This is a genomic window from Kitasatospora sp. NBC_00374, assembly GCF_041434935.1.
GTDB lineage: Bacteria > Actinomycetota > Actinomycetes > Streptomycetales > Streptomycetaceae > Kitasatospora.
In genome coordinates this window covers 5,313,330-5,335,636 of the sequence record NZ_CP107964.1, presented here as the reverse complement: position 1 = coordinate 5,335,636, position 22,307 = coordinate 5,313,330, and the positions used below count along the sequence as shown (strand labels likewise).

The following is a 22,307-nucleotide window of genomic DNA, read 5'->3' as shown; positions in this document are numbered from 1 at the left end:
GAGAATGTCTATTTTTGGGACCATAGTCCTAGTCCCGTCCCGGCCGGTCCTGGGTCCTGCCCCGGCCGGTCCTGGGTCCTGCCCCGGCCGGTCCTGGGTCCTGCCCCGGCCGGTCCTGGGACCTGCCCGGCGACGGCCCGGGAAGCGCGACGGCCGGGAAGCGACGGGCCGCCCCGGCGGCACCGGGGTGCCGGGGCGGCCCGTCGGCTGCGTCAGAGCGCGCTGAGCTCCGCGACCAGGTCGTCCAGGCCGAGCGAGCCCTGCGAGAGCGCGGCCATGTGCCAGGCCTTGAGGTCGAACTCCTCGCCGCGCGCCTCGGCCGCGGCCCGGGCGTTCGCCCGGCCCTGGAGCCAGGCCCGCTCGCCGAGCTTGTAGCCGATCGCCTGGCCGGGCAGGCCGAGGTAGCGGATCAGCTCGCTGTCCAGGAAGTCCGTGGACAGGCCGCAGTACAGGCCGAAGAACTCCCGGGCGTCGTCCGGCAGGACCGGCTCGCCGGGCTTGAACGGGGAGTCGGCCGGGAAGTCGAGGCCGACGTGCATGCCGATGTCGACGATGACCCGCAGCGCCCGCATCATCTGGGCGTTGAGGTAGCCGAGCCGGTGACCGGGGTCGGTCAGGTAGCCGAGCTCGTCCATCAGGCGCTCGGCGTACAGCGCCCAGCCCTCCAGATTGGCGCTGACACCGCCCAGGGTGACCTGGTAGGTGGAGAGCCGGTCGGCGACGTACGTCCACTGCGCGATCTGCAGGTGGTGGCCGGGGACGCCCTCGTGGTACCAGGTGGAGACCAGGTCCCAGACCGGGAAGGAGTCCCGGCCGAGGGTCGGCAGCCAGGTCCGGCCGGGGCGGGAGAAGTCCAGCGAGGGGCCGGTGTAGTACGGCGCGGCGGCACTGCCGGCCGGGGCCAGCCGCGACTCGACCTTGACCAGCGGGTCGGCCAGGTCGAAGTGGGTGCCCTGGAGGTCGTTGATCGCCTGGTCCATCAGGCCCTGCAGGTACTCGCGGGCGGCCTCGGCGCCCTTGATCGCCGGGCCGTCCGTCTCCAGCCACTTCATGGCTACCATCGGCGTGGCACCCGGGCGGACCTTCTCGGCCTCCACCCGCATCTGCGCCGCCAGGTCGTGGAACTGGCCCCAGGCCCACCGGTACGCCTCGTCCAGGTCCAGGTCGGCCCCGGTCCAGTAGCGGACCCAGCGGGCGTAGCGCTCGCGGCCGACCTGGTCGGGCGTACCGGCGGCGGCCGGCGCGTAGACCTCGCTGAGCCACCCGCGGAACTCGGCCAGCGCGGCCGTGGCCTCGACGGCCGCGGCGGACAGCTCCTCGCCCAGCTGCTCCGGCGCGTCCTTGACGAAGGTGCCGAACCATCCGCCGGGGACGTCACCGGCCACCCACTCGTCGATCTGGCCGATCACCGTGGTGATCTGGCGCGGGCCGGAGAGCAGGCCGCGCTCGACGCCCGCGGCCAGGCTCTCCCGGTACTGCCGCACCGCGAGCGGCACCCGGGCCAGCCGGCGGCCGATGATCCGCCACTCCTGCTCCGTCCCGGAGGGCATCAGGGTGAAGGCCTCGCGGACGTTGTGCACCGGCGAGCCCAGGTTGCGCAGCGAGCGCAGGTGCTCGCCGGCCTCGTGCACGGCGAGCTCGGCGGTCAGCCGCTCGCGCAGCAGCCGGGCGCAGCGCAGCTCGGCGTCGTCGAGGCCGCCGGTGGCCTCCGCGGCGTCGAGGTCGGCCAGGGTGCGGCGGGAGAGGTCGGCGAGCGCGTCGCTGCCGGCCGGGGAGAGGTCGGGGAGCCGGTCGTCCTCCAGATTCAGCCCGAGGTAGATCGCGGTCAGCGGATCGAGATCGGCGAGGGCGTGCACATAGGCGTCGGCGATACGGCGCGGGGTGGGGCCGTCTTCGTTTGAGGTGATCAGTTCATCAGCCATCCGGCCATCTTTTCGTAGCCGGTCGCAATTTCAAGACCTTCCCGACCCACGGTTCGCGGGGAACGCCTCCTCCGGTGGCGGGCTGACGGCCGGTCCGGTCACCGCCCGTCGGCCGGTGCGGGGCCGGGCGGCGTCCGCCGGCGGCGCCGCCAGGAGCGCCAGGCCCGGACCGGATCCCAGGTGGGACGGCCGACGGTGAACGGGTGGAAGCACAGACCGATCAGCACCGAGCAGAAGTGCCCGATGTCGGTGAACGTGTGCGACCTGACCAACGGCACCAGGTAGAACACGATCAGGGCGCCGCCGTACAGCAGCCGCCAGCGACCGGCGAAGCGGTAGGTGAGCACCCCCTCCACGCCGGCCAGGGCGTAGGACACCCCGACGTCCACGGTGTCCGCCATGCTCGCCGGCAGCCGCCCGGTGCCGACGCCCACGGCGACCACGCCCTCCGAGATCAGGGTGGCCAGTACGTGCGCGGTGAGCGCGACGGTGAGCCAGCGGGCGGTGCCCAACCACCGCTCGGCCGGGACGTGGAAGAGGTGGAAGACCACGAAGTAGAAGAGGAAGTCGGCCTGTTCGGTCCAGAGCGCACTGGCCACCAGGGCATGGATCGGACGGCTGCGGAGCTGCTCGAGATTGGTGCTGCGCCTGGCGAGGAACCAGTCCAGGCTGCTCGGCTCCATCCTGGTGACGATCAGGCTGGTGATCGCGAGCAGCAGCAGCCAGACGTACGTCCCCGGCGCCGCACGGATCCACCGCCACACCGCGCGCAGGGCCCGCCCGGCCCACACGCGCACGGCACGGGCACGGCCGGACGGGCGGGTCCCCCGGTGCCACCCGGACCTCCGCCGCATACCGCCGCTCCTCCGCCCACCACCGCCTGACGCCCTGTCACATGATGCGGCGGTGGGCGGCGCCGCCGACCGGCGACCCGCCGGGCCGGGCGGGTCCTGATCACCCGCTCCCGCCCCCTCCGGAACGGACCCCGGAGCACTACGCTGACCGGCATGGCAGCGCCCTCAGCACCTCCCACCTCTCCGGCCGGCTCCCCGAACCCCGTCCACTCCGCCGACTCCGCGGCCCCCGCCGCCGGCTCGGCGGGGGAGCGGCCGCGGCGGTCCGGGTACCGCCGGCTGCCCGTGCAGCAGCGCCGGGAGCAGCTGATCGCCGTCGCACTGGAGCTGTTCGGCTCGCGCCCGCCGGAGGAGGTCAGCCTGGACGACGTGGCCGAGGCCGCCGGAGCCTCCCGGCCCCTGGTCTACCGGTACTTCGCGGGCGGCAAGCAGCAGCTGTACGAGGCCGCGCTGCGCACCGCGGCCGAGGAGCTGACCAGCCGGTTCCGGGTACCGCCCCGGGGCGCCCCGACCGAGCAGCTGGCGGCGGTGCTGGACCGGTACTTCGACTTCGTCGCCGACCACGACGCCGGCTACGGCGCGCTGCTGCGCGGCGGCTCGGTGGTGGAGACGGCACGGACCTCGGCGATCGTCGACGACGTGCGCCGGGCGGCGCTCAGGCGCACGCTGCGCCACCTCGGGGTGCGGGACGCCGGGCCGAGGGTGACCCTGCTGGTCCGGTCGTGGATCTCGGTGGTGGAGGCCTCGGCGCTGAGCTGGCTGGACGAGGGGCGCCAGATCCCTCCAGACTCCCTCCGGGACTGGCTGGTCGACCAGTTCGTGGCGATGAGCGCGGCCACCGCGGGACACGATCCGCAGACGGCCCGGATGCTGGCCGGGCTGCTGGAGCTGGAGCCGCCGGGCGGGTCGGCGGATGCGCTGATCGCGCGGCTGCGGGGCCTGCGCGCACCCTGAGGCGCTCCGCGGCGGCGGCGGCCCGACCCCGTGCCAGGGCCGGGTCGCGGCAGGTCCGCGCGGGCGGGCCGGCCGCTGAGCGGGCCGGTCAGGCCTTTGCGAGCACCTGCCGCTGCCGTCCGAGGCCGTCGACCTCCAGCTCGACCACGTCGGCCGGGCGCAGGAACGGCGTACCGGGGTGGCCCAGCGTCACGCCGGCCGGGGTGCCGGTGATGATCACGTCGCCCGGTTCGAGCACCATGAACTGCGACAGGTAGCGGACGATCTCCAGCACCGGGAACACCATCTCGGCGGTGGTGCCGTCCTGCCGGAGCCGCCCGTTCACCCAGAGCCTGAGCCCGAGCGCCTGCGGGTCGCCGACCTCGTCCGGGGTGACCAGCCAGGGGCCCAGCGGGGTGAAGGTCTCGGCCGACTTGCCCTTGTCCCACTGGCCGCCGCGCTCGAACTGGAACGCCCGCTCGGTCACGTCGTTGACCGCCGCGTAGCCGGCGATCACCTCGGCGGCCGCCCGGTGGCTCTCCAGGTACCGGGCGGTGCGGCCGATCACCACGGCCAGCTCCACCTCGTAGTCGGTCTTCTCGCTGCCGCGCGGCACCAGGACCTCGTCCTCGGGGCCGACCACGGTGTTGCTCGGTTTGAGGAAGACCACCGGCTCCTCGGGGAGCTGGGCGCCCGCCTCGGCGGCGTGGTCCCGGTAGTTCAGACCGATGCCGACCACCTTGCCGGGCCGGGCCACCGGGGCGCCGATCCGCTGCCCCCCGATGTCCGTCCGCGGCAGCTCGCCGGCCTCCACGGCCGCGTCCAGCCCGGCCCGGTCCAGGCCGGAGAGGAAGGCGCCGTCGATGTCGGCGGTACGGCCGGAGAGGTCGTACGCGGCGCCGTCCCGGCCGAGCACCACCGGACGCTCGGCGCCCGCGGGGCCCACACGGAGGAGCTTCACTGCCCATCACCACCTGGTTCGTCGCATCTCGACGGGGAGGCCGCACACCTCTCCCGTCCTATGCGTCCGAGGTATATCAACGTCTTCGACCTGCGAACCAGTGGGTGGCTCTCGGCGAATTCCTATCAATCCGTACAGGTCGGTGGGGCGCCGAATCAGGTGGCCGCACCCTTGACAACCCGCCGCCGATCAGGTTTCGCGCTGCGGCCGGTAGTCCGCCTCGGACACCCCGAACGTCCAGGCCACCCCGGCCCGGGCGGTACGGGTGCTCGGCGGCACCCGCAGCCAGTAGGTGCGGAAGGTGCCGTCGGGCTCGGCGGTGGAGTTCACCACCTCGACCATCACCACCGGCTCGTCGTCGGGCAGCTGGATCCGCCACAGCACCCCGGTCTCGTCCCGGTGCAGCGGCTCGGCGCCGGAGTCGGCCAGGTAGCGCTCGTAGCCGTAGTACTCCAGCATCACCCGGCGCAGCTCGGCGTTCTCCTCGGCCCGGATCCGCTCCGGGGTGACGCCGGCCAGGCCGTCGAGGAACTCCGGCGGGACCGGCATGCCGCGCCAGGCGTGCAGCGCGAAGCCGTCCGGGTAGGCCAGGGCGGGGCCGTCCGCCCGGTCGAGGCGGCCGGCCTCGTCGCGGTGCAGCTCGGTGGGGCGCTCGCAGACCAGGGCCACCCCCTCGTACGGCCACCACCAGCCGGCGCCCGCCGCGATCTCGGCCAGCGGCGCCAGCGCGCCGAGGGCGCCGACGGCGTCGAAGGCCGCCAGCCAGGGGGCGTCGTGCGGGCCGAGCACGCCGTCCAGCAGGGCGAGGCGGACGGCGGCGCGGGCGGGGCGGGCCCGGTCCCGGACCTCCTGCTCGTCGTCCTCGGTCGGGGCCGGCGCCAGCCGGTCGAGCACCGCGTCCCGGATCCGGCCGGACAGGGCGCGGGTCTGCGGCCACAGCTCGCCGCCGGTCAGCGCCCACAGCTCAGCCCAGCCGGACGCGCCCAGGTCGGCGTGCACCCGCTCCCGGGCGGCCTCCCACGGGCGGGTCCGGATCGCCTCCCGGACACTCACCGCGCCGCCGGGCCGCACGCCGGCCGTGGCCGGCGCGGCCGCCGCCGGGCCGAGCGGCAGGCCCTCGGGCGCGGTGCCGCGCAGCGCCAGCGCGGCGAGCGCCGCCTCCAGCGGCGAGCCGAACCACAGCACGGCCGAGGGCTCGGCCAGGCCCGCCGCCCGGTAGGCCGCGCGGACCGCCCGCTCGACCGCGGGCCGGTCGGCGGGGCCGGTGCCCGCCGCGACCTCGCGCCAGCGGGCCACCGCCTCGCGGGGCGAGGACAGCTGCTGAACCACCATCGGATCTCTCCGTTCCGTATCGCCGGTCACCGGCTGCTCAGTCCGCCACGACCCGGACGGCGCCCGGGGTGTACTCGCGCTGGCGCACCACCCGGTACCAGCCCTTGGGCAGCGCGATCACCGCGTGCTCCTCGTGCACCACCCGGCCGCCCTCCGGCAGCCGCAGCCACGCGGTGCCGAACGGACCTGCCTCCCGGCGCAGTTCACCCGGGCCGACCACGGCGTGCGCGTGCCCGGTCACCTCACCGAGGGCCAGCACGAGCCGACCCCGCGGATCGCGCGGCCGCGCCGGCAGCCCGGCCACCACGGAGGGCACGGCGCTCTCCTCGACCGGCACGATCAGCACGTCACCCTGGCGGTACATCAGGCCTCCCGCGGTTGCTCCGACGGGGTGTCGGATGCACTCCCCGAAAGCTAGGGCGCCGGTCTGACAACCCGTTCCCCGCGACGCGGCGCACGGCGGCCGCCCCGCGCCCCGGTGCTTTCGAGGGCCTGCCGGCCTTCGGCCCGGCTTCGTCGCCAGGTGACCCGCCGGTAGGTCCCGCCCGGTCGAGCGGCTGTCGGCCGGGCCTGGTAGACAGGTCCGACCCCGCCCAGCCACAGGAGCAGCGCATGGCCATCTCCCAGCACATCGAGCACTTCCACGGCCTCCCGGTCTTCGACCTCGTCCCCGCTCTGGACGAGAAGGCGGAGCTGCCCGACGCGGCCGCGGTCGCCTGGAAGATCGGCCTCGAGTACGAGTCCGAGGAGACCTTCAGGCAGCGCTGGGAGCAGTTCCTCGACACGGTGGACGCCGACCGGGTGCGTGCGGTCGTGGTCGGCTCCTGGTGGCAGGAGGAGCAGGAGCCCGCGCAGGACACCGTCCGCCTGATCACGGAGAGCGCCGGGCGGCTGCCCGCGCTGCGGGCGCTGTTCTTCGGCGAGGTCACCTTCGAGGAGTGCGAGATCTCCTGGATCCAGCAGTCCGACGTGACGCCGTTCCTGACGGCGTTCCCGGCGTTGGAGGAGCTGGTGGTCCGTGGCTCCAGCGAGGACTGGGACGGCAACGGCGGCCTGACGGTGCAGCCCGTCCGGCACCCGGCGCTGCGGGTGCTGCGGTTCGAGTCCGGCGGTCTGCCCGGCTCGGTGGTCCGGGCCGTCGGCGCCTGCGACCTCCCCGCGCTGGAGGAGCTGGAGCTCTGGCTCGGGGTCGACCAGTACGGCGGGGACGCCACGCTCGAGGACCTCGGCCCGATCCTGGACGGGGCGCGGCTGCCCGCGCTGCGCCGGCTCGGTCTGCTCGACAGCCTCGCCCAGGACGCGATCGCCGCCGCCGTCGCTCAGGCACCGGTGGTCGCCCGGCTGGAGCGCCTCGGCCTATCCATGGGGATGCTCACCGACGAGGGCGCCGGCGCCCTGCTGGAGGGCCAGCCGCTCACCCACCTGCGGACGCTGGACCTGCACCACCACTACCTCACCGAGCAGATGCAGCAGCGGCTCACCGAGGCCCTGCCCGGTGTGGAGATCGACCTCTCCGGCGGCGGGAAGCCGGACGAGCGGTGGCGGTACGTGGCGGTCTCCGAGTGACCCGCCGGCAGGCCTCGCCCGGGCGCCGCGTCGTCGCCCGGGCCTGGTAGACAGTTCCTTCACTCCGCCCGCCGCACCGAGGAGCAGCGCATGTCCGTCGACCGTAACGGACCCCGCACCCCATGACGCTCACCGCTCCCGGCCCGCTGCCCGCGCCCGCGCCCGCGCTGACGGTCCTCGGCAACCCGGGCCACCGGCGGATCGCCCTGTTCGCCGCTGCGGCCCGGGCCGCCGGGCTGCCCGAGCCGGCCGTCCTGCCCTGGCAGGACGCGCTGCGCGGCACGTACCGGATCGCCCCCGGCACGCTGCTGCGGATCGAGTCCCCCGGCGAGGACGGGACGGTCGACCGGCTGCTGCGCGGCCCCGCGCTCGGCGCCGGCTGGGCACCGACCCGGGTGGAGGGCGGCGCGGCCTGGTACGCCGGGCTGACGGCCGCGCTCGACCGGCTGGCCGGGGCGGTCCGGGAGGCACCGGGGGCCCGGCTGCTGGGGGAGCCGGCCGAGATCGCCGTGATGTTCGACAAGCGCCGGGCGCACCGGCTGCTGGACGGCGCCGGGGTGCCGGTGCCGCGCGCCCTGCCGGGCCCGAGCCCGTCCGGCTGGGCCGAGTTGACGGAACGGCTGGCCACGGCCGGGCTGCGCCGGGTGTTCCTCAAGCCCGCCCACGGCTCCTCCGCCTCCGGGGTGGTGGCGCTGGAGTTCGGCCCGCGCGGGCAGGTCCTGGCCACCACCTCGGTCGAGCTGGCGGACGGGCGGCTGTACAACTCGCTGCGGGTGCGCCGCTACCGCTCCCCGTCGGAGGTCGCGACCCTGGTCGACCTGCTCGCGCCGGACGGGCTGCACGTCGAGCAGTGGGTGCCCAAGGCGTCCCAGCAGGGCCGGTCCGCCGACCTGCGGGTGGTGGTGGTCGCCGGCCGGGCGACCCACGTCGTGGTGCGCACCAGCACCCACCCGATGACCAACCTGCACCTCGGTGGCGCCCGGGGGGACACCGAACTCGTCCGCGCGGCGGCGGGCCCGGCCTGGCCCGGCCTGCTGGAGACCGCCGAGCGGGCCGCGGCCTGCTTCCCCCGCTCCCCCATGGTCGGTGTCGACCTGCTGCCGGTGGCCGGCTGGCGGCGCGGCCTGGTCGGCGAGGTGAACGCCTTCGGCGACCTGCTGCCCGGGCTGACGGGCCTGCCCGGCGGGCCGGCCGAGGGCCTGGACACCTACGGCGCCCAGATCGCCGCCCTGCCGGCCCACCGGCACCACCCCGCACCACCGACCGGAGCCCCGCGATGACCGCTCACATACCCGACATGCACCAGGTGGTCGGCAGCCACGACCTGCTCCTGGTCACCCTCGACACACTGCGCTTCGACGTGGCCGAGGAACTCGCCGCCGCCGGGCGGATCCCGCACCTGGCCGCCGTCCTGCCCGGCGGCCGCTGGGAGCGCCGGCACTCCCCCGGCAGCTTCACCTACGCCTCCCACCAGGCGATCCTGGCCGGCTTCCTGCCCACTCCGGCGAGCCCGGACGGGCCGCACCCCCGGCTGTTCGCGGCCCGGTTCGCCGGGTCGGAGACCACCGAGCGGCGCACCTGGGTCTTCGACACCGCCGACCTGCCGTCCGCGCTGGCCGCCGCCGGGTACCGGACGGTCTGTATCGGCGGGGTCGGCTTCTTCAACAAGCAGGGCCCGCTGGGCTCGGTCCTGCCCGGCCTGTTCCAGGAGAGCCACTGGGCGCCGGAGATGGGCGTGCCCTCGCCGACCTCGTTCGAGGCCCAGGTGGCCCGGGCGGAGCAGGTCGCCGCGCGGCAGCCGGACGGGCAGCCGCTGTTCCTCTTCCTCAACGTCTCCGCGCTGCACCAGCCGAACTGGTTCCACCTGCCCGGCGCCACCCGCGAGAGCGGCGACACCCGGGCCAGCCACGCCGCCGCGCTGGAGTACGTGGACGCGCACATCGGCCGGCTGTTCACCGCGATGAGCCGCCGCCGCCCGTGCTTCGCGATCGTCTGCTCCGACCACGGCACCGCGTACGGCGAGGACGGGTACACCGGCCACCGGATCGGCCACGAGGTGGTCTGGACCGTCCCCTACGCCCACTTCACCCTCCCCGCCGCCGAAGGGCCCGCCGCATGACCACCGCCGTCGAGCCCCCGCGGCCGTACCAGTCGTACGTCTACGCGTACCCGCACAAGACCGCCTACCGGCCGCTGCCCGAGCGCCCGGCCCTGCGCGAGCTGTGGGCGGGCGAGCCGCAGCACGCGCTCTCGCTCTACCTGCACATCCCGTTCTGCGAGGTGCGCTGCGGCTTCTGCAACCTGTTCACCCGGATCGGCAGCCCCGAGGGCCTGACCACCGCCTACCTGGACGCGCTGGAGCGGCAGGCCGGCGCCGTCCGGGAGGCCCTGGACGGCGGCGCCCGGTTCGCGCTGGCGGCCTTCGGCGGCGGTACCCCGACCTATCTCACCGCCGCCGAGCTGGAACGGCTGTGCGACATCGCCGAGCGGCGGATGGGCGTCGACCTGCGCGCGGTGCCGCTCTCCGTGGAGGCCTCCCCCGACACCTCGACGGCCGACCGGCTGGCGGTGCTCGCCGAGCGCGGCACCACCCGGCTCAGTCTGGGCGTCCAGTCGTTCCTGGACGAGGAGGCCCGCTCGGCCGTCCGCCCGCAGAAGCGGGCCGCCGTGGAGGCCGCGCTCGGCCGGATCCGGGCGGCCGGCTTCCCGGTGCTGAACATCGACCTGATCTACGGCATCGACGGCCAGACCGGGGCCAGCTGGCTGCGCTCGCTCGACGCGGCCCTGGCCTGGCGGCCGGAGGAGCTGTACCTCTACCCGCTGTACGTCCGGCCGCTGACCGGCCTGGGCCGGCGCCCGGCCGAGGAGTCCGGGGCAGGCTGGGACGCCCAGCGCCTCGCCCTCTACCGCGCCGGCCGCGACCACCTGCTGGCCAACGGGTACCGGCAGGTGTCGATGCGGATGTTCCGCCGGCTCGACTCCCCCGCCGCGGGCGACGGCGAGTACGCCTGCCAGACCGACGGCATGGTCGGCCTCGGCTGCGGCGCCCGCTCGTACACCTCCCGGCTGCACTACTCCTTCGACTACGCGGTCAACGCGACCGAGGTCCGCGGCATCATCGACGACTACGTGGCCACCGAGGGCTTCGGGCACGCCGAGCACGGCCACCCGATGAACCGGGACGAGGCCCGTCGCCGACACCTGATCCAGTCGCTGCTGCAGGCCGACGGCCTCGAACTCGCCGACTACCGCGCGCGGTTCGGCGGCGGACCGGCCGAGCACTTCCCCGTCGAGCTGGCCGAGCTGGACAGCCGCGGCTGGCTCGACCGGACCGGCCCGCGCCTCGCGCTCACCCCCGAGGGCCTGGCGTACTCCGACGCGATCGGCCCGCTGCTGTTCTCGGCCGAGGTCCGCGCCCGGATGGCCGCCTACGAGGCGAAATGACGGTCTTCCTGGGCCTGCCGGGCCAGGCCGCCGCGGCGCCGGAGCCGCTCGACCTGACCGTCCTGTACCGCGGCCCGCTCGCCTCCTGCGACTACGACTGCCCCTACTGCCCGTTCGCTAAGCGGCGGGACACCCCGGCCCAGCTGCGGGCCGACCGGGCCGCCCTGGAGCGGTTCGCCGCCTGGGCGGCCGGGCAGCGCGGCGACACCCTCTCGCTGCTGTTCACCCCGTGGGGCGAGGGCCTGGTCCGCTCCTGGTACCGGCGCGCCCTGGCGGAGCTGAGCCGGCTGCCGCACGTGCGGCGGGTGGCGATCCAGACCAACTTCAGCTGCCGCACCGACTGGCTGGCCGACGCCGACCTGGACACCCTGGCGTTCTGGATCACCTACCACCCGGGCCAGGTGACCCACGAGCGCTTCCTCGCCAGGTGCCGGGAGCTGACCGCGCTCGGCGCCAGGTACAGCGTCGGCGTGGTCGGCGAGCCCGAGCACCTGGCACCGGCCCGGCGCCTGCGCGCCGAACTGCCGCCCGAGGTCTACCTGTGGATCAACGCGGCCGACGGCCGGACCTACACCGACCCCGAGGCCGCCGGGTGGACGGCCCTCGACCCGCTCTTCGGCTACAGCCGCGACCCGCACCCCAGCGGCGGGCGGCCCTGCCGCACCGGCGAGTCCGTCGTCTCGGTCGACGGGGACGGCACGGTCCGCCGCTGCCACTTCGTGCGCCCGCCGCTCGGCAACCTCTACGACGGCTCCTACCGGGCGCAGTTGCGGCCGCGCCCGTGCCCGCTGCCGGTCTGCGACTGCCACATCGGCTACGTGCACCTGGAGACCCTGCCGCTCTACGACGTCTTCGCCGGCGGCGTCCTGGAGCGCATCCCGTACGCCCCGGGCCGGTCCGCCCCCGGCGAAGCGCCGGTGTGACGGGCGTCAGCCGGTCCTGGGCAGTCCGGGCGGGTTGATCTCGGAGGTCTGGACGGCCTCGTTCTCCAGGCCCCAGCGCTTCAGCACCTGGCCGTAGGTGCCGTTCCTGACAACCTCGTTGACGGCCTCGTTCAACGCCTTGACCAGGCCGTTGTCCTTCTTCGTGGTGGCGGCGATCTTGCCCAGGACCTGGTCGCCCGCCCCGGAGTAGGTACCGATCACCTCGGTCTCGCCGGTCTGCGCCGCGTGGAAGGCGGAGGTCGGGTTGGGGCCGAGGTAGGCGTCGATCCGGCCGGAGGAGAGCGCCAGGTAGTAGTCGGAGGAGTTCTGGAAGTACTTGATGTCGACCGGCTTCAGACCGGCCTTGACGTTCGCCTCGTTCCAGGCGATCAGCAGCTTCTCCTGGTTGGTGCCGGAGGCGACGGCGATGGTGTGACCCGCCACGTCCCCGGGCCCGGCGATCTTCCAGCCGGAGCCCTTCCGGGCCTCGAACCCGAGGATGTCCAGCCGGTAGGTGGCGAAGTCGTACTTCTCCTTGCGGGCCTCGGTCACCGTGATGTTGGTGATGCCGACGTCGTACTTGCCGCTGTCCAGGCCGACGAAGACGTTCTCCCAGGAGACCGGGTTGAGCTCGACCTTGAGCCCGAGCACGTCGCCGATCAGGTACGCCAGGTCCGGTTCGGCGCCGATGACGGTCCGGTCGTCGGTGGCGTGGAAGTCCAGGGGCGGCACGGTGCCCAGGGAGTCGACCACCCGGAGGGTGCCGCTCTTCCTGATCTCCTCGGGGACGAGGGCGGCGATCGCGTCCACCTTGGTGGTGGTGACTCTCTTCTGGTCGGCCGTCAGGTTCACCGTGACTCCGTTCGGCGCCACGCTGCCCTTGGTGCCGCCGAGGTCGGCGGAGGCGTCCGAGGACGAGCCGCAGGCACCGAGCACCAGGGCGGCGGACAGGGCGGCGGCGGCGACGACGAGGGCGCGACGGGGTAGGGACATGGCGGAACTCCGTTCGGGGCAGGGGTGGTTACAGGACCTTGGAGAGGAAGGCGCGGGTGCGCTCGTGCTGGGGGTCGTCCAGGACCTCGGCGGGCGGGCCCTGTTCGACCACCAGCCCGCCGTCCATGAAGACCACGGTGTCCGCCACCTCGCGGGCGAAGCCGATCTCATGGGTGACCACGATCATGGTGGTGCCGCTGTGGGCCAGGTCCTTGATGACGTCCAGCACCTCGCCGACCAGTTCGGGGTCGAGCGCCGAGGTGGGCTCGTCGAACAGCAGCACCTTGGGTTCCAGCGCCAGTGCCCGGGCGATCGCGACCCGCTGCTGCTGGCCGCCGGAGAGCCGGCGCGGGTAGGCGTCCGCCTTGTCGGCCAGGCCGACCCGGGCGAGCAGGTCGAGCGCCCGGGCCCGGGCCTCGGCCTTGGGCACCCCGAGCGCGCTGACCGGGGCCTCCACCAGGTTCTCCAGCACGGTGAGGTGCGGGAACAGGTTGAAGTTCTGGAAGACGAAGCCGAGGTGGGTGCGCTGGCGCAGCACCTCGCGCTCCTTGAGCTCGTACAGCCGGTCGCCGGCGCGGCGGTAGCCGATCAGCTCCCCGTCGATCGCGACATAGCCGCGGTCGAGCTTCTCCAGGTGGTTGATGGCCCGCAGCAGGGTGGACTTCCCGGATCCGGACGGCCCGAGGATCACCGTCACCGAGCCGGCCTCGGCCTGCAGGTCGACCCCGCGCAGCACCTCGAGCCGGCCGAAGCTCTTGTGGACGCCGCGGACGTCCACCATGGTCGTGGTCATGAACGGCCTCCCGGGGGTGCGGAGAGCCGGCTCTCCTGGATCTGGCGGACGAAGGCGCGGGCGCGCCGGAACGGGGTCGGCGGCGGGGTGCGCTCGGCGCCCCGGGCGAAGTACCGCTCGATGTAGTACTGGCCGATCGACAGCAGGGTGGTCAGCAGCACGTACCAGGCGGTCGCCACCATCAGCAGCGGGACCACCCGGCCGGTCCGGCCGTAGACCACCTGCACCTGGTAGAACAGCTCGCCGATCGCCATCACGTAGACGATCGAGGTGCCCTTGAAGAGCGAGATCACCTCGTTGGCGGCGTTCGGCAGGATGCCGCGCATGGCCTGCGGCAGGATGATCCGCCAGGCCTGCCGCAGCCGCGGGATGCCGAGCGCGGCGGCGGCCTCCAGCTGTCCGGCGTCGACCGAGATGACGCCGGCCCGGATGATCTCGGCGGCGTACGCGGCCTGGTGCAGCGCCAGCCCGAGGACGGCGGCGCCCAGCGCCCCGAGCACGTCCATGGTCTCGAAGTGCCAGACGGTGGGGCCGAACGGGATGCCGACGCCGAGCCGCTTGTAGAGATAGGACAGGTTGAACCAGAAGACCAGCTGGACGATCAGCGGGATCGACCGGAAGGCCCAGATGTACGTCCAGGCGATGGTCCGCAGGATCGGGCTGGGCGAGAGCCGCAGCGCGGCGACGACCGCACCCAGCGCGAAGCCCAGGACCGTTCCGTAGAAGGTGAGTTGGAGCGTGGTCCAGACGGCCCGCAGGATGCTGTCGGTGGTCAGGAAGGCGTTGAAGGTCTCCCAGTCCCAGCCGGGGTTGGTGGCCAGCCCGTGCAGGAACTGGGCGACCAGCACGACGGCGGCGGCGCCGGCGAGCCAGCGCCAGGGGTGCCGGGCGGGGACGACCTTCAGGCCGGCCAGGGCGTCGGACCTGGCCGTGGGCGGTGTGGCGGTGGTGGTGACGGTCATGGTGGCCGATTCCTCCGTTGGGGCCGGCTGCCGGCCGGCGGGGGCTGACACGGGATCACGGGTGCTCGGGCGGGCTGATCCTCGACTCGGTGATCGCCGAGTCGGCGGTGCCCCACTTCCGGAGGATCCTGGTGTAGGTGCCGTCCTTGATCAGCTGGTTGACGGCGGCCTGGAAGGCCGGGGTCAGCGCCGAACCCTTCTTGAACGCGAAGCCGACGTCGAGCCGGTGGAACTCGCCCAGGAACCTCGTCCCGGACGCCTCCTGGCCGGCCTGGTAGCGCAGGCCGTTGATGGTGGACATCACCACGTCGACCCGCCCCTGCTGGAGGCCGGTCAGCACCGCGCCGCTGTCCGCGAAGGCCCGCACCTCGTACGGCTTCCTCCCGGCGTCGGTGCAGACGTTCTTCCTGGTGTTGAGCGTGGTCTCGAAGGTGGTGCCGACACCGGTGCCGATGGTCAGGCCGCAGAGCTGGACCAGGTCGGTGACCGGCTGGATCGCGGTGTTGTCCTTCTTCACCGCGAAGCCCTGGCCGTCGTCGATGTAGGTGACGAAGTCGATGGTCCTCAGCCGGGCGGTGGTGACGCCGAAGTTGCCGGTGCCCACGTCGTACTTGCCGCTGTCCAGCGCCGGGAGGATGGTCTCGAAGGACGCCTCCTCGCGCTGGATGGTGATGCCGAGGACCTTGGCCACCGCGTCCGCGAAGTCCACGTCGATCCCCGCCGCCTTCCTGGTGGCCGGGTCCGGGTAGAACGCGCTCGGCGGCGCGCCGCCGGCGCCGCCGAGCCTGAGGGTGCCCGCCGTGCGGACCTCCTCCGGCAGCAGCGCCGCGATCGAGTCCACCTTCTGCTCGGCCGCGACCACGTCCTGGCTCGCCGCGGCGACGGCGGAGGCTCCCGGAGCACGGGGCGAGGAGGACGCCGGGGCCGGGCTGCAGCCGGCCAGGACCACGGCGGTGGCGGCGGCCAGGACTGCGGGGAGTGCGCGTCTCACGGGGCTGTGCCTCTCAGTGGTGTGCGGTGAGGTTCTTCTCGAACGGCAGCGGGCCGAAGGCCGGTGCCGGATCCGCCGCCGGGTCGAACAGCGGGGTGTAGCCGGTGGCCAGGTAGAGCCCCTTGGCCTCGGGCTGGCGCGGGCCGGTGGTGAGGTGGATCCGCCGGTAGCCGGCCGCCGCGGCGGCCGCCTCCAACTCGGCCAGCACCCGGCGGGCCAGCCCCCGGCGGCGGTGCGCCGAGTGCGTCCACATCCGCTTCACCTCGGCGGTGGACTCGTCGTAGCGCCGGTACGCGCCACCGGCCACCGGCTCGCCGCCCGCCAGCAGGAGCAGCAGCAGGCCGTGCGGCGGGGCGAACTCGGCGGCGGAGTAGCGGGACATCTCCTGGCGGCCGCCCGGGCCGTACCGGGTGACGTACTCCTCGGTGAGCTCGCGGACCAGCGGTTCGGTCAGCGGGTCGCCGAGCCGGACCCGTCTGACCTCGACCAGCGGGGTGGTCATGCCCGCACCCCGACCGGCTGCTGCCGGTCCCGCCGCCGCGCCGCCCCGTGCTCGGCGGCGAGCCGGGCGGCCTTGGCCGCGTCCCGCCTGGCGACCTCCTCGCGGACGATCGGGATGACGTGCCGGCCGAAGTCGACGGCGTCGCCGATCAGGTCGTAGCCCCGGGCGGAGAGGATCTCCACGCCGAGGTCGTAGTAGTCCAGCAGGGCCTGGGCGACCGTCTCCGGCGTGCCGACCAGCGCGTTGGAGTTGCCGGCGCCGCCGGTGGCCGCGGCGGTCGGGGTCCACAGCGCGCGGTCGTAGCGTTCGCCCCGCTCGGCGATCTCGATCAGGCGCTGCGAGCCGGTGTTCTCCGGTCCGCCGGCGGGCCGGCGGCGGACCAGGTCGCCGCCGGCCTTCCGCGCCTTGATCGCGTCGACCGTGCGGTGCGCCTTCTCCCAGGCCAGCTCCTCGGTCGGGGCGATGATCGGGCGGAACGCGACCTGGATCCGCGGGGTGTCGGTCCGGCCGGCCGCCACGGCGGCCTCCCGGACCCGCTCGATCTGCTCGGCCGTGGCGGCCAGCGGCTCGCCCCACAGGCAGAACACGTCCGCCTCGGCCCCGCCGGCCGCGTAGGCGGCCGGGGAGGACCCGCCGAAGGAGACGTTCGGCCTGGGCTGCTGGACGGGGAACACGTCCGAGACGAAGTCGTTGAACCGGTAGTGCTCGCCCTCGTGGTCGAAGGGCTCGTGCGAGGTCCAGGCCTTCTTGACGATGCCGATGTACTCGCGGGTGCGGGCGTAGCGCTGGTCCTTCGTCAGGAAGTCGCCCTCGCGCCGCTGCTCGTGGTCGTTGCCGCCGGTGATGAAGTGCACGGTGAGCCGGCCGTCGCTGATCCGGTCGAGCGTCGCGAAGGTCTTCGCGGCGAAGGTCGGGTACGAGACGTTGGGGCGGTGCGCCAGCAGGATCTGCAGCCGCTCCAGCCTGGCGGCGAGGAACGCGGCGGACGGCGCCGGGTCCGGCGCGCCGGCGCCGTAGGCGAACAGCACCCGGTCCCAGCCGTGGTCCTCATGGGCGCGGGCCAGGCGCAGGGTGTACTCGCGGTCGAAGGCCGCGGTGGTGCGGGGGGTGGTCTCCGAGCCGTCGCCGGTGGCGGCGATACCGAGGAACTCGACGGGCATGGTGCGGGCCTTCCTGGATGGCGCGGGCACGCCGGGGCCGGCCCCGGCACGGGGGCGTACGGGCGTGCGGGGGCGCGGGCTGAGGCGGGGAGGAACCGTCGGACAGCGGAGTGTGACGGAGAGTCAGCTGAGGAGGAGAGGGGCGGCAGCGCACGCCTGTCGATCCGTCGGGTGCGACGGCTTCCCGGCCCGCGACGGGGCAACCGAGGGAGGTCTCCGAAGGAGATCAGGGCCGGTCAGGCGGCCCGCTGCCGGGTCAGCCGCAACACGCCGCGGACCACACCCGACCGAAGTCGATGTGGCCGCGCGTGACCAGGCGCTGCTCGGCATTCATGGCGCAAGTTGAGCAGCGAACCTCGGACTTCGTCAACTACCGCCCGGTGGACGGACGATCCCCGGCCCGCCGCACCCGGTGTCCCCGAGCCGGCGGCCCTTGACACTCCCGGACCGGACCCGCGTACGATCGAGGCGGAGTGAGTGCGTACTGCGGAGCCGGCGAACTGTGCCGTCTCCCGGCCGTGTTGAGGGACTCGGCCACGCGCGTGACGGACAGCGGTCCTCTGCCTGCCCGCCCGCACCTGGAGCCCTCCATGGCCACGCCGCCCGACGTCCTCCCCCCGACCTCCCCCTCCCCGCCGCCTGTCCGGGACGAACCGTCCGCGCGGACCGCCGCCCCCGACACCGGCGCCCCCGACACCGCCGGGCTGCCGATCGTGCCGCGCCGCCGCCCCGGCCGGCTGGTCGCCGCCGCGGTCGCACTGCTGCTCTTCGGCATGGTGCTCAACTCCCTGGTCCGCAACCGGGCCTTCCAGTGGGAGGTCGTGGGCCAGTACCTCACCACCACCTCGATCACCACCGGGCTGCTGCTGACGCTCTGGCTGACGGCCCTGGTGATGGTCCTCGGCTTCGCCCTGGGTGCCCTGCTGGCCCTGGCCAGGCTGTCCGACAACCCGGTGCTCACCTCGCTGAGCTGGGGCTTCGTCTGGGTGTTCCGGGCGACCCCGCTGCTGGTCCAGCTGCTGTTCTGGTTCAACATCGGCGCGCTCTACCCGCACCTCGGGGTGGGCGTCCCGTTCGGCCCCGAGTTCCTCACCGTGAAGACCGTCAACCTGCTCGGCCCGGTGCTGACCGCCGTGATCGGGCTCACCCTGCACGAGGCCGCGTTCGCCGCCGAGGTGGTCCGCAGCGGCATCCTCTCGGTCGACCAGGGACAGTTGGAGGCCGCCGCCTCGCTCGGCCTCGGCCGGCGCCGGGTGCTGCGCCGGATCGTCCTGCCGCAGGCGATGCGCTCGATCGTGCCGACCGCCGGCAACATGCTGATCGGCACCCTCAAGGGCACCTCGATCGTCAGCGTGCTGGCCGTCCAGGACCTGCTCTACTCGGCGCAGCTCGTCTACAACCAGACGTACCAGGTCATCCCGCTGCTGATGGTCGCCACGCTCTGGTACATCGGCGTGACCAGCGTGCTCTCGGTCGGCCAGTACTACCTGGAGCGCCACTACGCCCGCGGCGCCACCCGGGACGGGCTGCCGCCGACCCCGCTGCAGCGGGCCGTGGCCACCTGGCGCCGACTGAACGCCAAGGCAGGGGCCGCGAGTTGAGCCCGCCGGTGATCACCGGCGCGGGCCCGCGCGGCCCGGCCCGGGTGCGCCCGGTCAGCCGGGCGCGCCTGCCGGCCTGCCGAGGGCAAGGGCGGTGACCTGCTCGGCCGTCAGGTGGTCGGGCGCGGAGTAGATCCGGTCGGCCAGGCCCTTGAGGCCGGTCCGGCGCTCCAGCTCGGTGACGCAGGTCAGGGCCTCCCGGTCGGTGTCGAAGTCCCAGACCGTCAGCCGGTGGACCACCGCCACCGCCTCCACCCAGCCGATCGCGGGCGGCGCCCCCGGGGTACGGCCCCAGCGCTGCACGTACCGCCCGAGCGTCAGCCGGGCCTCGCTCAGCAGCAGGTGATCCTCGCCCAGGAGCTGCTGGATCTGCGGGACCAGCTGAACCAGCTGCTGGATCCCGCCGCCGAGGTCGCCCACCGCCACGGTGTGGCCGGCCAGGTCGAGCCGGGCCCGCAGCACCCGGATGTCGTCGCCGCCGACCGCCGCCGTCAGGGCGGGCAGCAGTTCGTGCAGGCGCCGCAGGGCGGCGGCCGGGTCGCCGGCCCGCCCGACCTCGGCGGCCAGGTCGAGCCGGGCGCTCAGGGTCTCCGGGTCCCCGGTGCCCAGGGCCTGGGCCATGTCGAGGATCACCTGCTCCAGCAGGTGGATCGCCGCGCCCGGGTCGCCGGCCTCGCCCTGCCACCGGGCCACCTCCCGCCAGGTGGACAGGGTCTGGCGGTCGTACCGGCCGAGCTCGGCGACCATCTCCCGGGCCACCGCCTCCAGCAGCTGGGCGGAGCCGTCGGCGGTCCGTGCGGTCGGCGCGGCGGCGCGCAGCCGGATCAGCAGCGCCCGTACCTCGGGGACGGCCGCGGGCTCTGCGTCGGCGGGTCCGAACTCTCCCGGGGGCGCATCGGTGGGCGGCATCGGCTGGCTCACTCCTCGGGCAGCAGGCAGGACGGATGATCGGTAATTCTGTCGCGCGGAGCCGTACCGGTGCCACCCCCTCCGCCCCGCCGGCCGCAGTGCGAGGATGGGCGGCAGGGGTACGGCAACGGTGCGGCCCCACCCAGCAGGAGGTGTCAGCCATGGCCAAGCAGGCCCCGCAGAGCGACCCGGTGCAGGACGCGCCCGAGGTGGGCGCCCCGAAGCACGCGGCGGCCGGGCTGACCGCCGTCGCCAAGAGCCTGCAGATGGCCGGGGAGCAGATGAGCGCCCGGCGGACGCTGGCCACCCTGCGCAAGATCAACCAGCCGGACGGCTTCGACTGCCCCGGCTGCGCGTGGCCCGAGCCCGGGAAGACCCACACCGCGGAGTTCTGCGAGAACGGCGCCAAGGCGGTCGCCGAGGAGGCGACCGAGCGCCGGATCACCGCCGGGTTCTTCGCCGCCCACCCGGTGTCGGAGCTGGCCGAGCGGTCCGGGTACTGGCTGGGCCAGCAGGGCCGCCTCACCGAGCCGATGCTGCTGGAGGAGGGCGCCGACCACTACGTCCCGGTCTCCTGGGACCGGGCGTTCGCCATCGTCGCGGACGAGCTGAAGGCGCTGGACACCCCGGACGGCGCCGCCTTCTACACCTCGGGCCGGACCAGCAACGAGGCCGCCTTCGTCTACCAGCTGTTCGCCCGGCAGCTGGGCACCAACAACCTGCCCGACTGCTCCAACATGTGCCACGAGTCCTCGGGCTCGGCGCTGACCGAGACGCTGGGCATCGGCAAGGGCAGCGTCCACCTCAAGGACCTCTACCAGGCCGACCTGATCATCGTCGCGGGCCAGAACCCCGGCACCAACCACCCGCGGATGCTCTCCGCACTGGAGCGGGCCAAGCGGGCCGGCGCCAAGGTCGTCAGCGTCAACCCGCTGCCGGAGGCGGGGCTGGAGCGGTTCAAGAACCCGCAGAACGCCCGCGGCCTGGTCGGTGCGGGCACCAAGCTGACCGACCTCTTCCTGCAGATCCGGCTCGGCGGCGACCTCGCGCTGTTCCGCGCCCTGAACCAGCTGGTCCTGGCCGCCGACGGCGGGGTCGACCACGCGTTCGTCGCCGAGCACTGCCACGGCTACGAGGAGTTCGCCGCCGAGGCGGCCGCCACCGAGCGCGCCGAGGTGCTGGCCGCCACCGGGCTGCCCTGGGAGCAGATCGAGGAGCTGGCCCGGCTGGTGCTGGCCTCCGACAAGATCATCGTCTGCTGGGCGATGGGCCTGACCCAGCACAAGCACGCCGTGCCGACCATCCGCGAGGTGGTCAACTTCCTGCTGCTGCGCGGCAACGTCGGCCGCCCCGGCGCGGGTGTCTGCCCGGTGCGCGGACACAGCAACGTGCAGGGCGACCGCACGATGGGCATCTTCGAGCGCCCGAGCAACGCCTTCCTGGACGCGCTGGGCAAGGAGTTCGACTTCGAGCCGCCGCGCGAGCACGGTCTGGACTCGGTGGACACCATCCGGGCGATGCGCGACGGCCGGGTCGGGGTGTTCTTCGCGATGGGCGGCAACTTCGTCGCCGCCACCCCGGACACCCTGGCCACCGAGGCCGCGATGCGCAACTGTCGGCTGACCGTGCACGTGTCCACCAAGCTCAACCGCTCGCACGTGGTCACCGGCGCCCGCGCGCTGATCCTGCCCACGCTGGGCCGCACCGACCGGGACTGGACCGCCGCCGGCGCCCAGTTCGTCAGCGTCGAGGACTCGATGAGCATGGTGCACTCCTCGCGCGGCGGGCTGAAGCCGCCGTCCGACACCCTGCTCTCCGAGGTCGCGATCGTCTGCCGGCTGGCGCGGGCCGCGCTCGGCCCGCAGCACCCGGTGCCGTGGGAGGAGTTCGCCGAGTCCTACGACACGGTCCGGGACCGGATCTCGCGCGTGGTGCCCGGCTTCGAGGACTTCAACGAGAAGGTCCGCCGCCCCGGCGGCTTCGTGCTGCCGCACGGCCCGCGCGACCACCGCACCTTCCCGACCGCGACCGGCAGGGCGAACTTCACCGTCAACCCGCTCACCGCGCCCGAGGTGCCGGCCGGGCGGCTGCTGCTGCAGACCCTGCGCTCGCACGACCAGTACAACACCACGATCTACGGCCTGGACGACCGCTACCGGGGAATCACCGGCGGACGCCGGGTGGTCCTGGTGAACCCCGCGGACGCGGCCGAGCTGGGGCTGGCCGAGGGCTCGTACACGGACCTGGTGAGCGAGTGGCGGGACGGCGTCGAGCGGCGGGCCCCGCACTTCCGGGTGGTGCACTACCCGGTCGCCCGGGGCGGTGCGGCGGCCTACTACCCGGAGACCAACGTGCTGGTGCCGTTGGACTCCACCGCCGACATCAGCAACACCCCGACCTCGAAGGCCGTGGTGGTCCGGTTCGAACCGGACAGCGGGATCTGACCGACGGCCTGGCCCTC

At 74.1% G+C, this 22,307-nt stretch carries 20 protein-coding genes; 8 read left to right on the top strand and 12 right to left on the bottom strand.

Annotated features, from left to right (window positions below; all coding sequences use genetic code 11):
• Positions 1 to 212: 212 nt before the first annotated feature.
• Both OG871_RS24005 and OG871_RS24000 read right to left on the bottom strand, forming a co-directional pair.
• Entirely contained in the window at positions 213 to 1,922 is a 1,710-nt protein-coding gene (locus tag OG871_RS24005; protein WP_371499133.1) for a DUF885 domain-containing protein, read from the bottom strand.
• A gap of 98 nt (positions 1,923 to 2,020) precedes the next feature.
• Positions 2,021 to 2,719, bottom strand: coding sequence for a rhomboid-like protein (locus tag OG871_RS24000; RefSeq protein WP_371499131.1), 699 nt, complete (start codon positions 2,717 to 2,719; stop codon positions 2,021 to 2,023).
• A gap of 210 nt (positions 2,720 to 2,929) precedes the next feature.
• Here OG871_RS24000 and OG871_RS23995 point away from each other — a divergent pair, with 210 nt between their 5' ends.
• Positions 2,930 to 3,730 (top strand): TetR/AcrR family transcriptional regulator, encoded by an 801-nt coding sequence (locus tag OG871_RS23995; RefSeq protein WP_371499129.1) that lies wholly within the window; start codon positions 2,930 to 2,932, stop codon positions 3,728 to 3,730.
• Between the two features lie 88 nt (positions 3,731 to 3,818).
• Here the strand turns inward: OG871_RS23995 and OG871_RS23990 are convergent, their stop codons facing one another.
• The 3 genes from OG871_RS23990 to OG871_RS23980 form a co-directional block, all read right to left on the bottom strand.
• Positions 3,819 to 4,670: a fumarylacetoacetate hydrolase family protein gene (locus tag OG871_RS23990; protein ID WP_371499127.1), complete on the bottom strand. Its 852-nt coding sequence runs from the start codon at positions 4,668 to 4,670 to the stop codon at positions 3,819 to 3,821.
• A gap of 189 nt (positions 4,671 to 4,859) precedes the next feature.
• Complete coding sequence (locus OG871_RS23985) at positions 4,860 to 6,002, bottom strand: DUF6745 domain-containing protein (RefSeq protein ID WP_371499125.1); 1,143 nt, start codon at positions 6,000 to 6,002, stop codon at positions 4,860 to 4,862.
• A gap of 37 nt (positions 6,003 to 6,039) precedes the next feature.
• Positions 6,040 to 6,366, bottom strand: a complete 327-nt coding sequence (locus tag OG871_RS23980) for a hypothetical protein (protein WP_371499123.1) — start codon at positions 6,364 to 6,366, stop codon at positions 6,040 to 6,042.
• Between the two features lie 248 nt (positions 6,367 to 6,614).
• Between OG871_RS23980 and OG871_RS23975 the strand changes: the two genes are divergently transcribed.
• From OG871_RS23975 to OG871_RS23955, 5 genes are all read left to right on the top strand, one after another.
• The gene (locus OG871_RS23975; RefSeq protein WP_371499121.1) at positions 6,615 to 7,568 is read left to right on the top strand and encodes an STM4015 family protein; all 954 of its coding nucleotides are present in this window, start codon (positions 6,615 to 6,617) and stop codon (positions 7,566 to 7,568) included.
• A 122-nt stretch (positions 7,569 to 7,690) separates the two neighbouring features.
• Entirely contained in the window at positions 7,691 to 8,848 is a 1,158-nt protein-coding gene (locus OG871_RS23970; protein ID WP_371499119.1) for an STM4014 family protein, read from the top strand.
• A 17-nt stretch (positions 8,849 to 8,865) separates the two neighbouring features.
• Positions 8,866 to 9,687, top strand: coding sequence for an STM4013/SEN3800 family hydrolase (locus OG871_RS23965; protein WP_371503403.1), 822 nt, complete (start codon positions 8,866 to 8,868; stop codon positions 9,685 to 9,687).
• On the top strand, positions 9,684 to 11,012 hold the full coding sequence (locus OG871_RS23960; protein WP_371499117.1) for an STM4012 family radical SAM protein: 1,329 nt from the start codon (positions 9,684 to 9,686) through the stop codon (positions 11,010 to 11,012). The genes OG871_RS23965 and OG871_RS23960 overlap by 4 nt, the downstream gene beginning before the upstream one ends.
• Positions 11,009 to 11,935: an STM4011 family radical SAM protein gene (locus OG871_RS23955; protein ID WP_371499115.1), complete on the top strand. Its 927-nt coding sequence runs from the start codon at positions 11,009 to 11,011 to the stop codon at positions 11,933 to 11,935. Before OG871_RS23960 ends, OG871_RS23955 begins: the two co-directional genes overlap by 4 nt.
• Positions 11,936 to 11,941: 6 nt before the next feature.
• Here OG871_RS23955 and OG871_RS23950 read toward each other — a convergent pair whose 3' ends face one another.
• Genes OG871_RS23950 through OG871_RS23925 form a run of 6 tightly spaced genes read right to left on the bottom strand, consistent with a single transcriptional unit; the run spans position 11,942 to position 17,336 of the window.
• Entirely contained in the window at positions 11,942 to 12,928 is a 987-nt protein-coding gene (locus OG871_RS23950; RefSeq protein ID WP_371499114.1) for an ABC transporter substrate-binding protein, read from the bottom strand.
• A gap of 28 nt (positions 12,929 to 12,956) precedes the next feature.
• Positions 12,957 to 13,721 (bottom strand): amino acid ABC transporter ATP-binding protein, encoded by a 765-nt coding sequence (locus OG871_RS23945; protein WP_371499112.1) that lies wholly within the window; start codon positions 13,719 to 13,721, stop codon positions 12,957 to 12,959.
• Positions 13,718 to 14,683, bottom strand: a complete 966-nt coding sequence (locus OG871_RS23940) for an amino acid ABC transporter permease (protein ID WP_371499110.1) — start codon at positions 14,681 to 14,683, stop codon at positions 13,718 to 13,720. The genes OG871_RS23945 and OG871_RS23940 overlap by 4 nt, the downstream gene beginning before the upstream one ends.
• Before the next feature lie 55 nt (positions 14,684 to 14,738).
• Positions 14,739 to 15,674, bottom strand: coding sequence for an ABC transporter substrate-binding protein (locus OG871_RS23935; RefSeq protein ID WP_371499108.1), 936 nt, complete (start codon positions 15,672 to 15,674; stop codon positions 14,739 to 14,741).
• A gap of 13 nt (positions 15,675 to 15,687) precedes the next feature.
• Positions 15,688 to 16,176 (bottom strand): GNAT family N-acetyltransferase, encoded by a 489-nt coding sequence (locus OG871_RS23930; RefSeq protein ID WP_371499106.1) that lies wholly within the window; start codon positions 16,174 to 16,176, stop codon positions 15,688 to 15,690.
• Positions 16,173 to 17,336: an LLM class flavin-dependent oxidoreductase gene (locus tag OG871_RS23925; protein WP_371499105.1), complete on the bottom strand. Its 1,164-nt coding sequence runs from the start codon at positions 17,334 to 17,336 to the stop codon at positions 16,173 to 16,175. Before OG871_RS23925 ends, OG871_RS23930 begins: the two co-directional genes overlap by 4 nt.
• Positions 17,337 to 17,926: 590 nt before the next feature.
• Between OG871_RS23925 and OG871_RS23920 the strand changes: the two genes are divergently transcribed.
• The gene (locus OG871_RS23920; RefSeq protein ID WP_371499103.1) at positions 17,927 to 18,937 is read left to right on the top strand and encodes an amino acid ABC transporter permease; all 1,011 of its coding nucleotides are present in this window, start codon (positions 17,927 to 17,929) and stop codon (positions 18,935 to 18,937) included.
• Positions 18,938 to 18,991: 54 nt separating this feature from the next.
• On the opposite strand, the gene OG871_RS23915 is transcribed toward OG871_RS23920, so the two are convergent.
• Complete coding sequence (locus OG871_RS23915) at positions 18,992 to 19,846, bottom strand: hypothetical protein (protein ID WP_371499101.1); 855 nt, start codon at positions 19,844 to 19,846, stop codon at positions 18,992 to 18,994.
• A gap of 161 nt (positions 19,847 to 20,007) precedes the next feature.
• On the opposite strand from OG871_RS23915, the gene OG871_RS23910 reads away from it, so the two are divergent.
• On the top strand, positions 20,008 to 22,290 hold the full coding sequence (locus tag OG871_RS23910) for an FdhF/YdeP family oxidoreductase (RefSeq protein ID WP_371499099.1): 2,283 nt from the start codon (positions 20,008 to 20,010) through the stop codon (positions 22,288 to 22,290).
• Positions 22,291 to 22,307 lie beyond the last annotated feature (17 nt).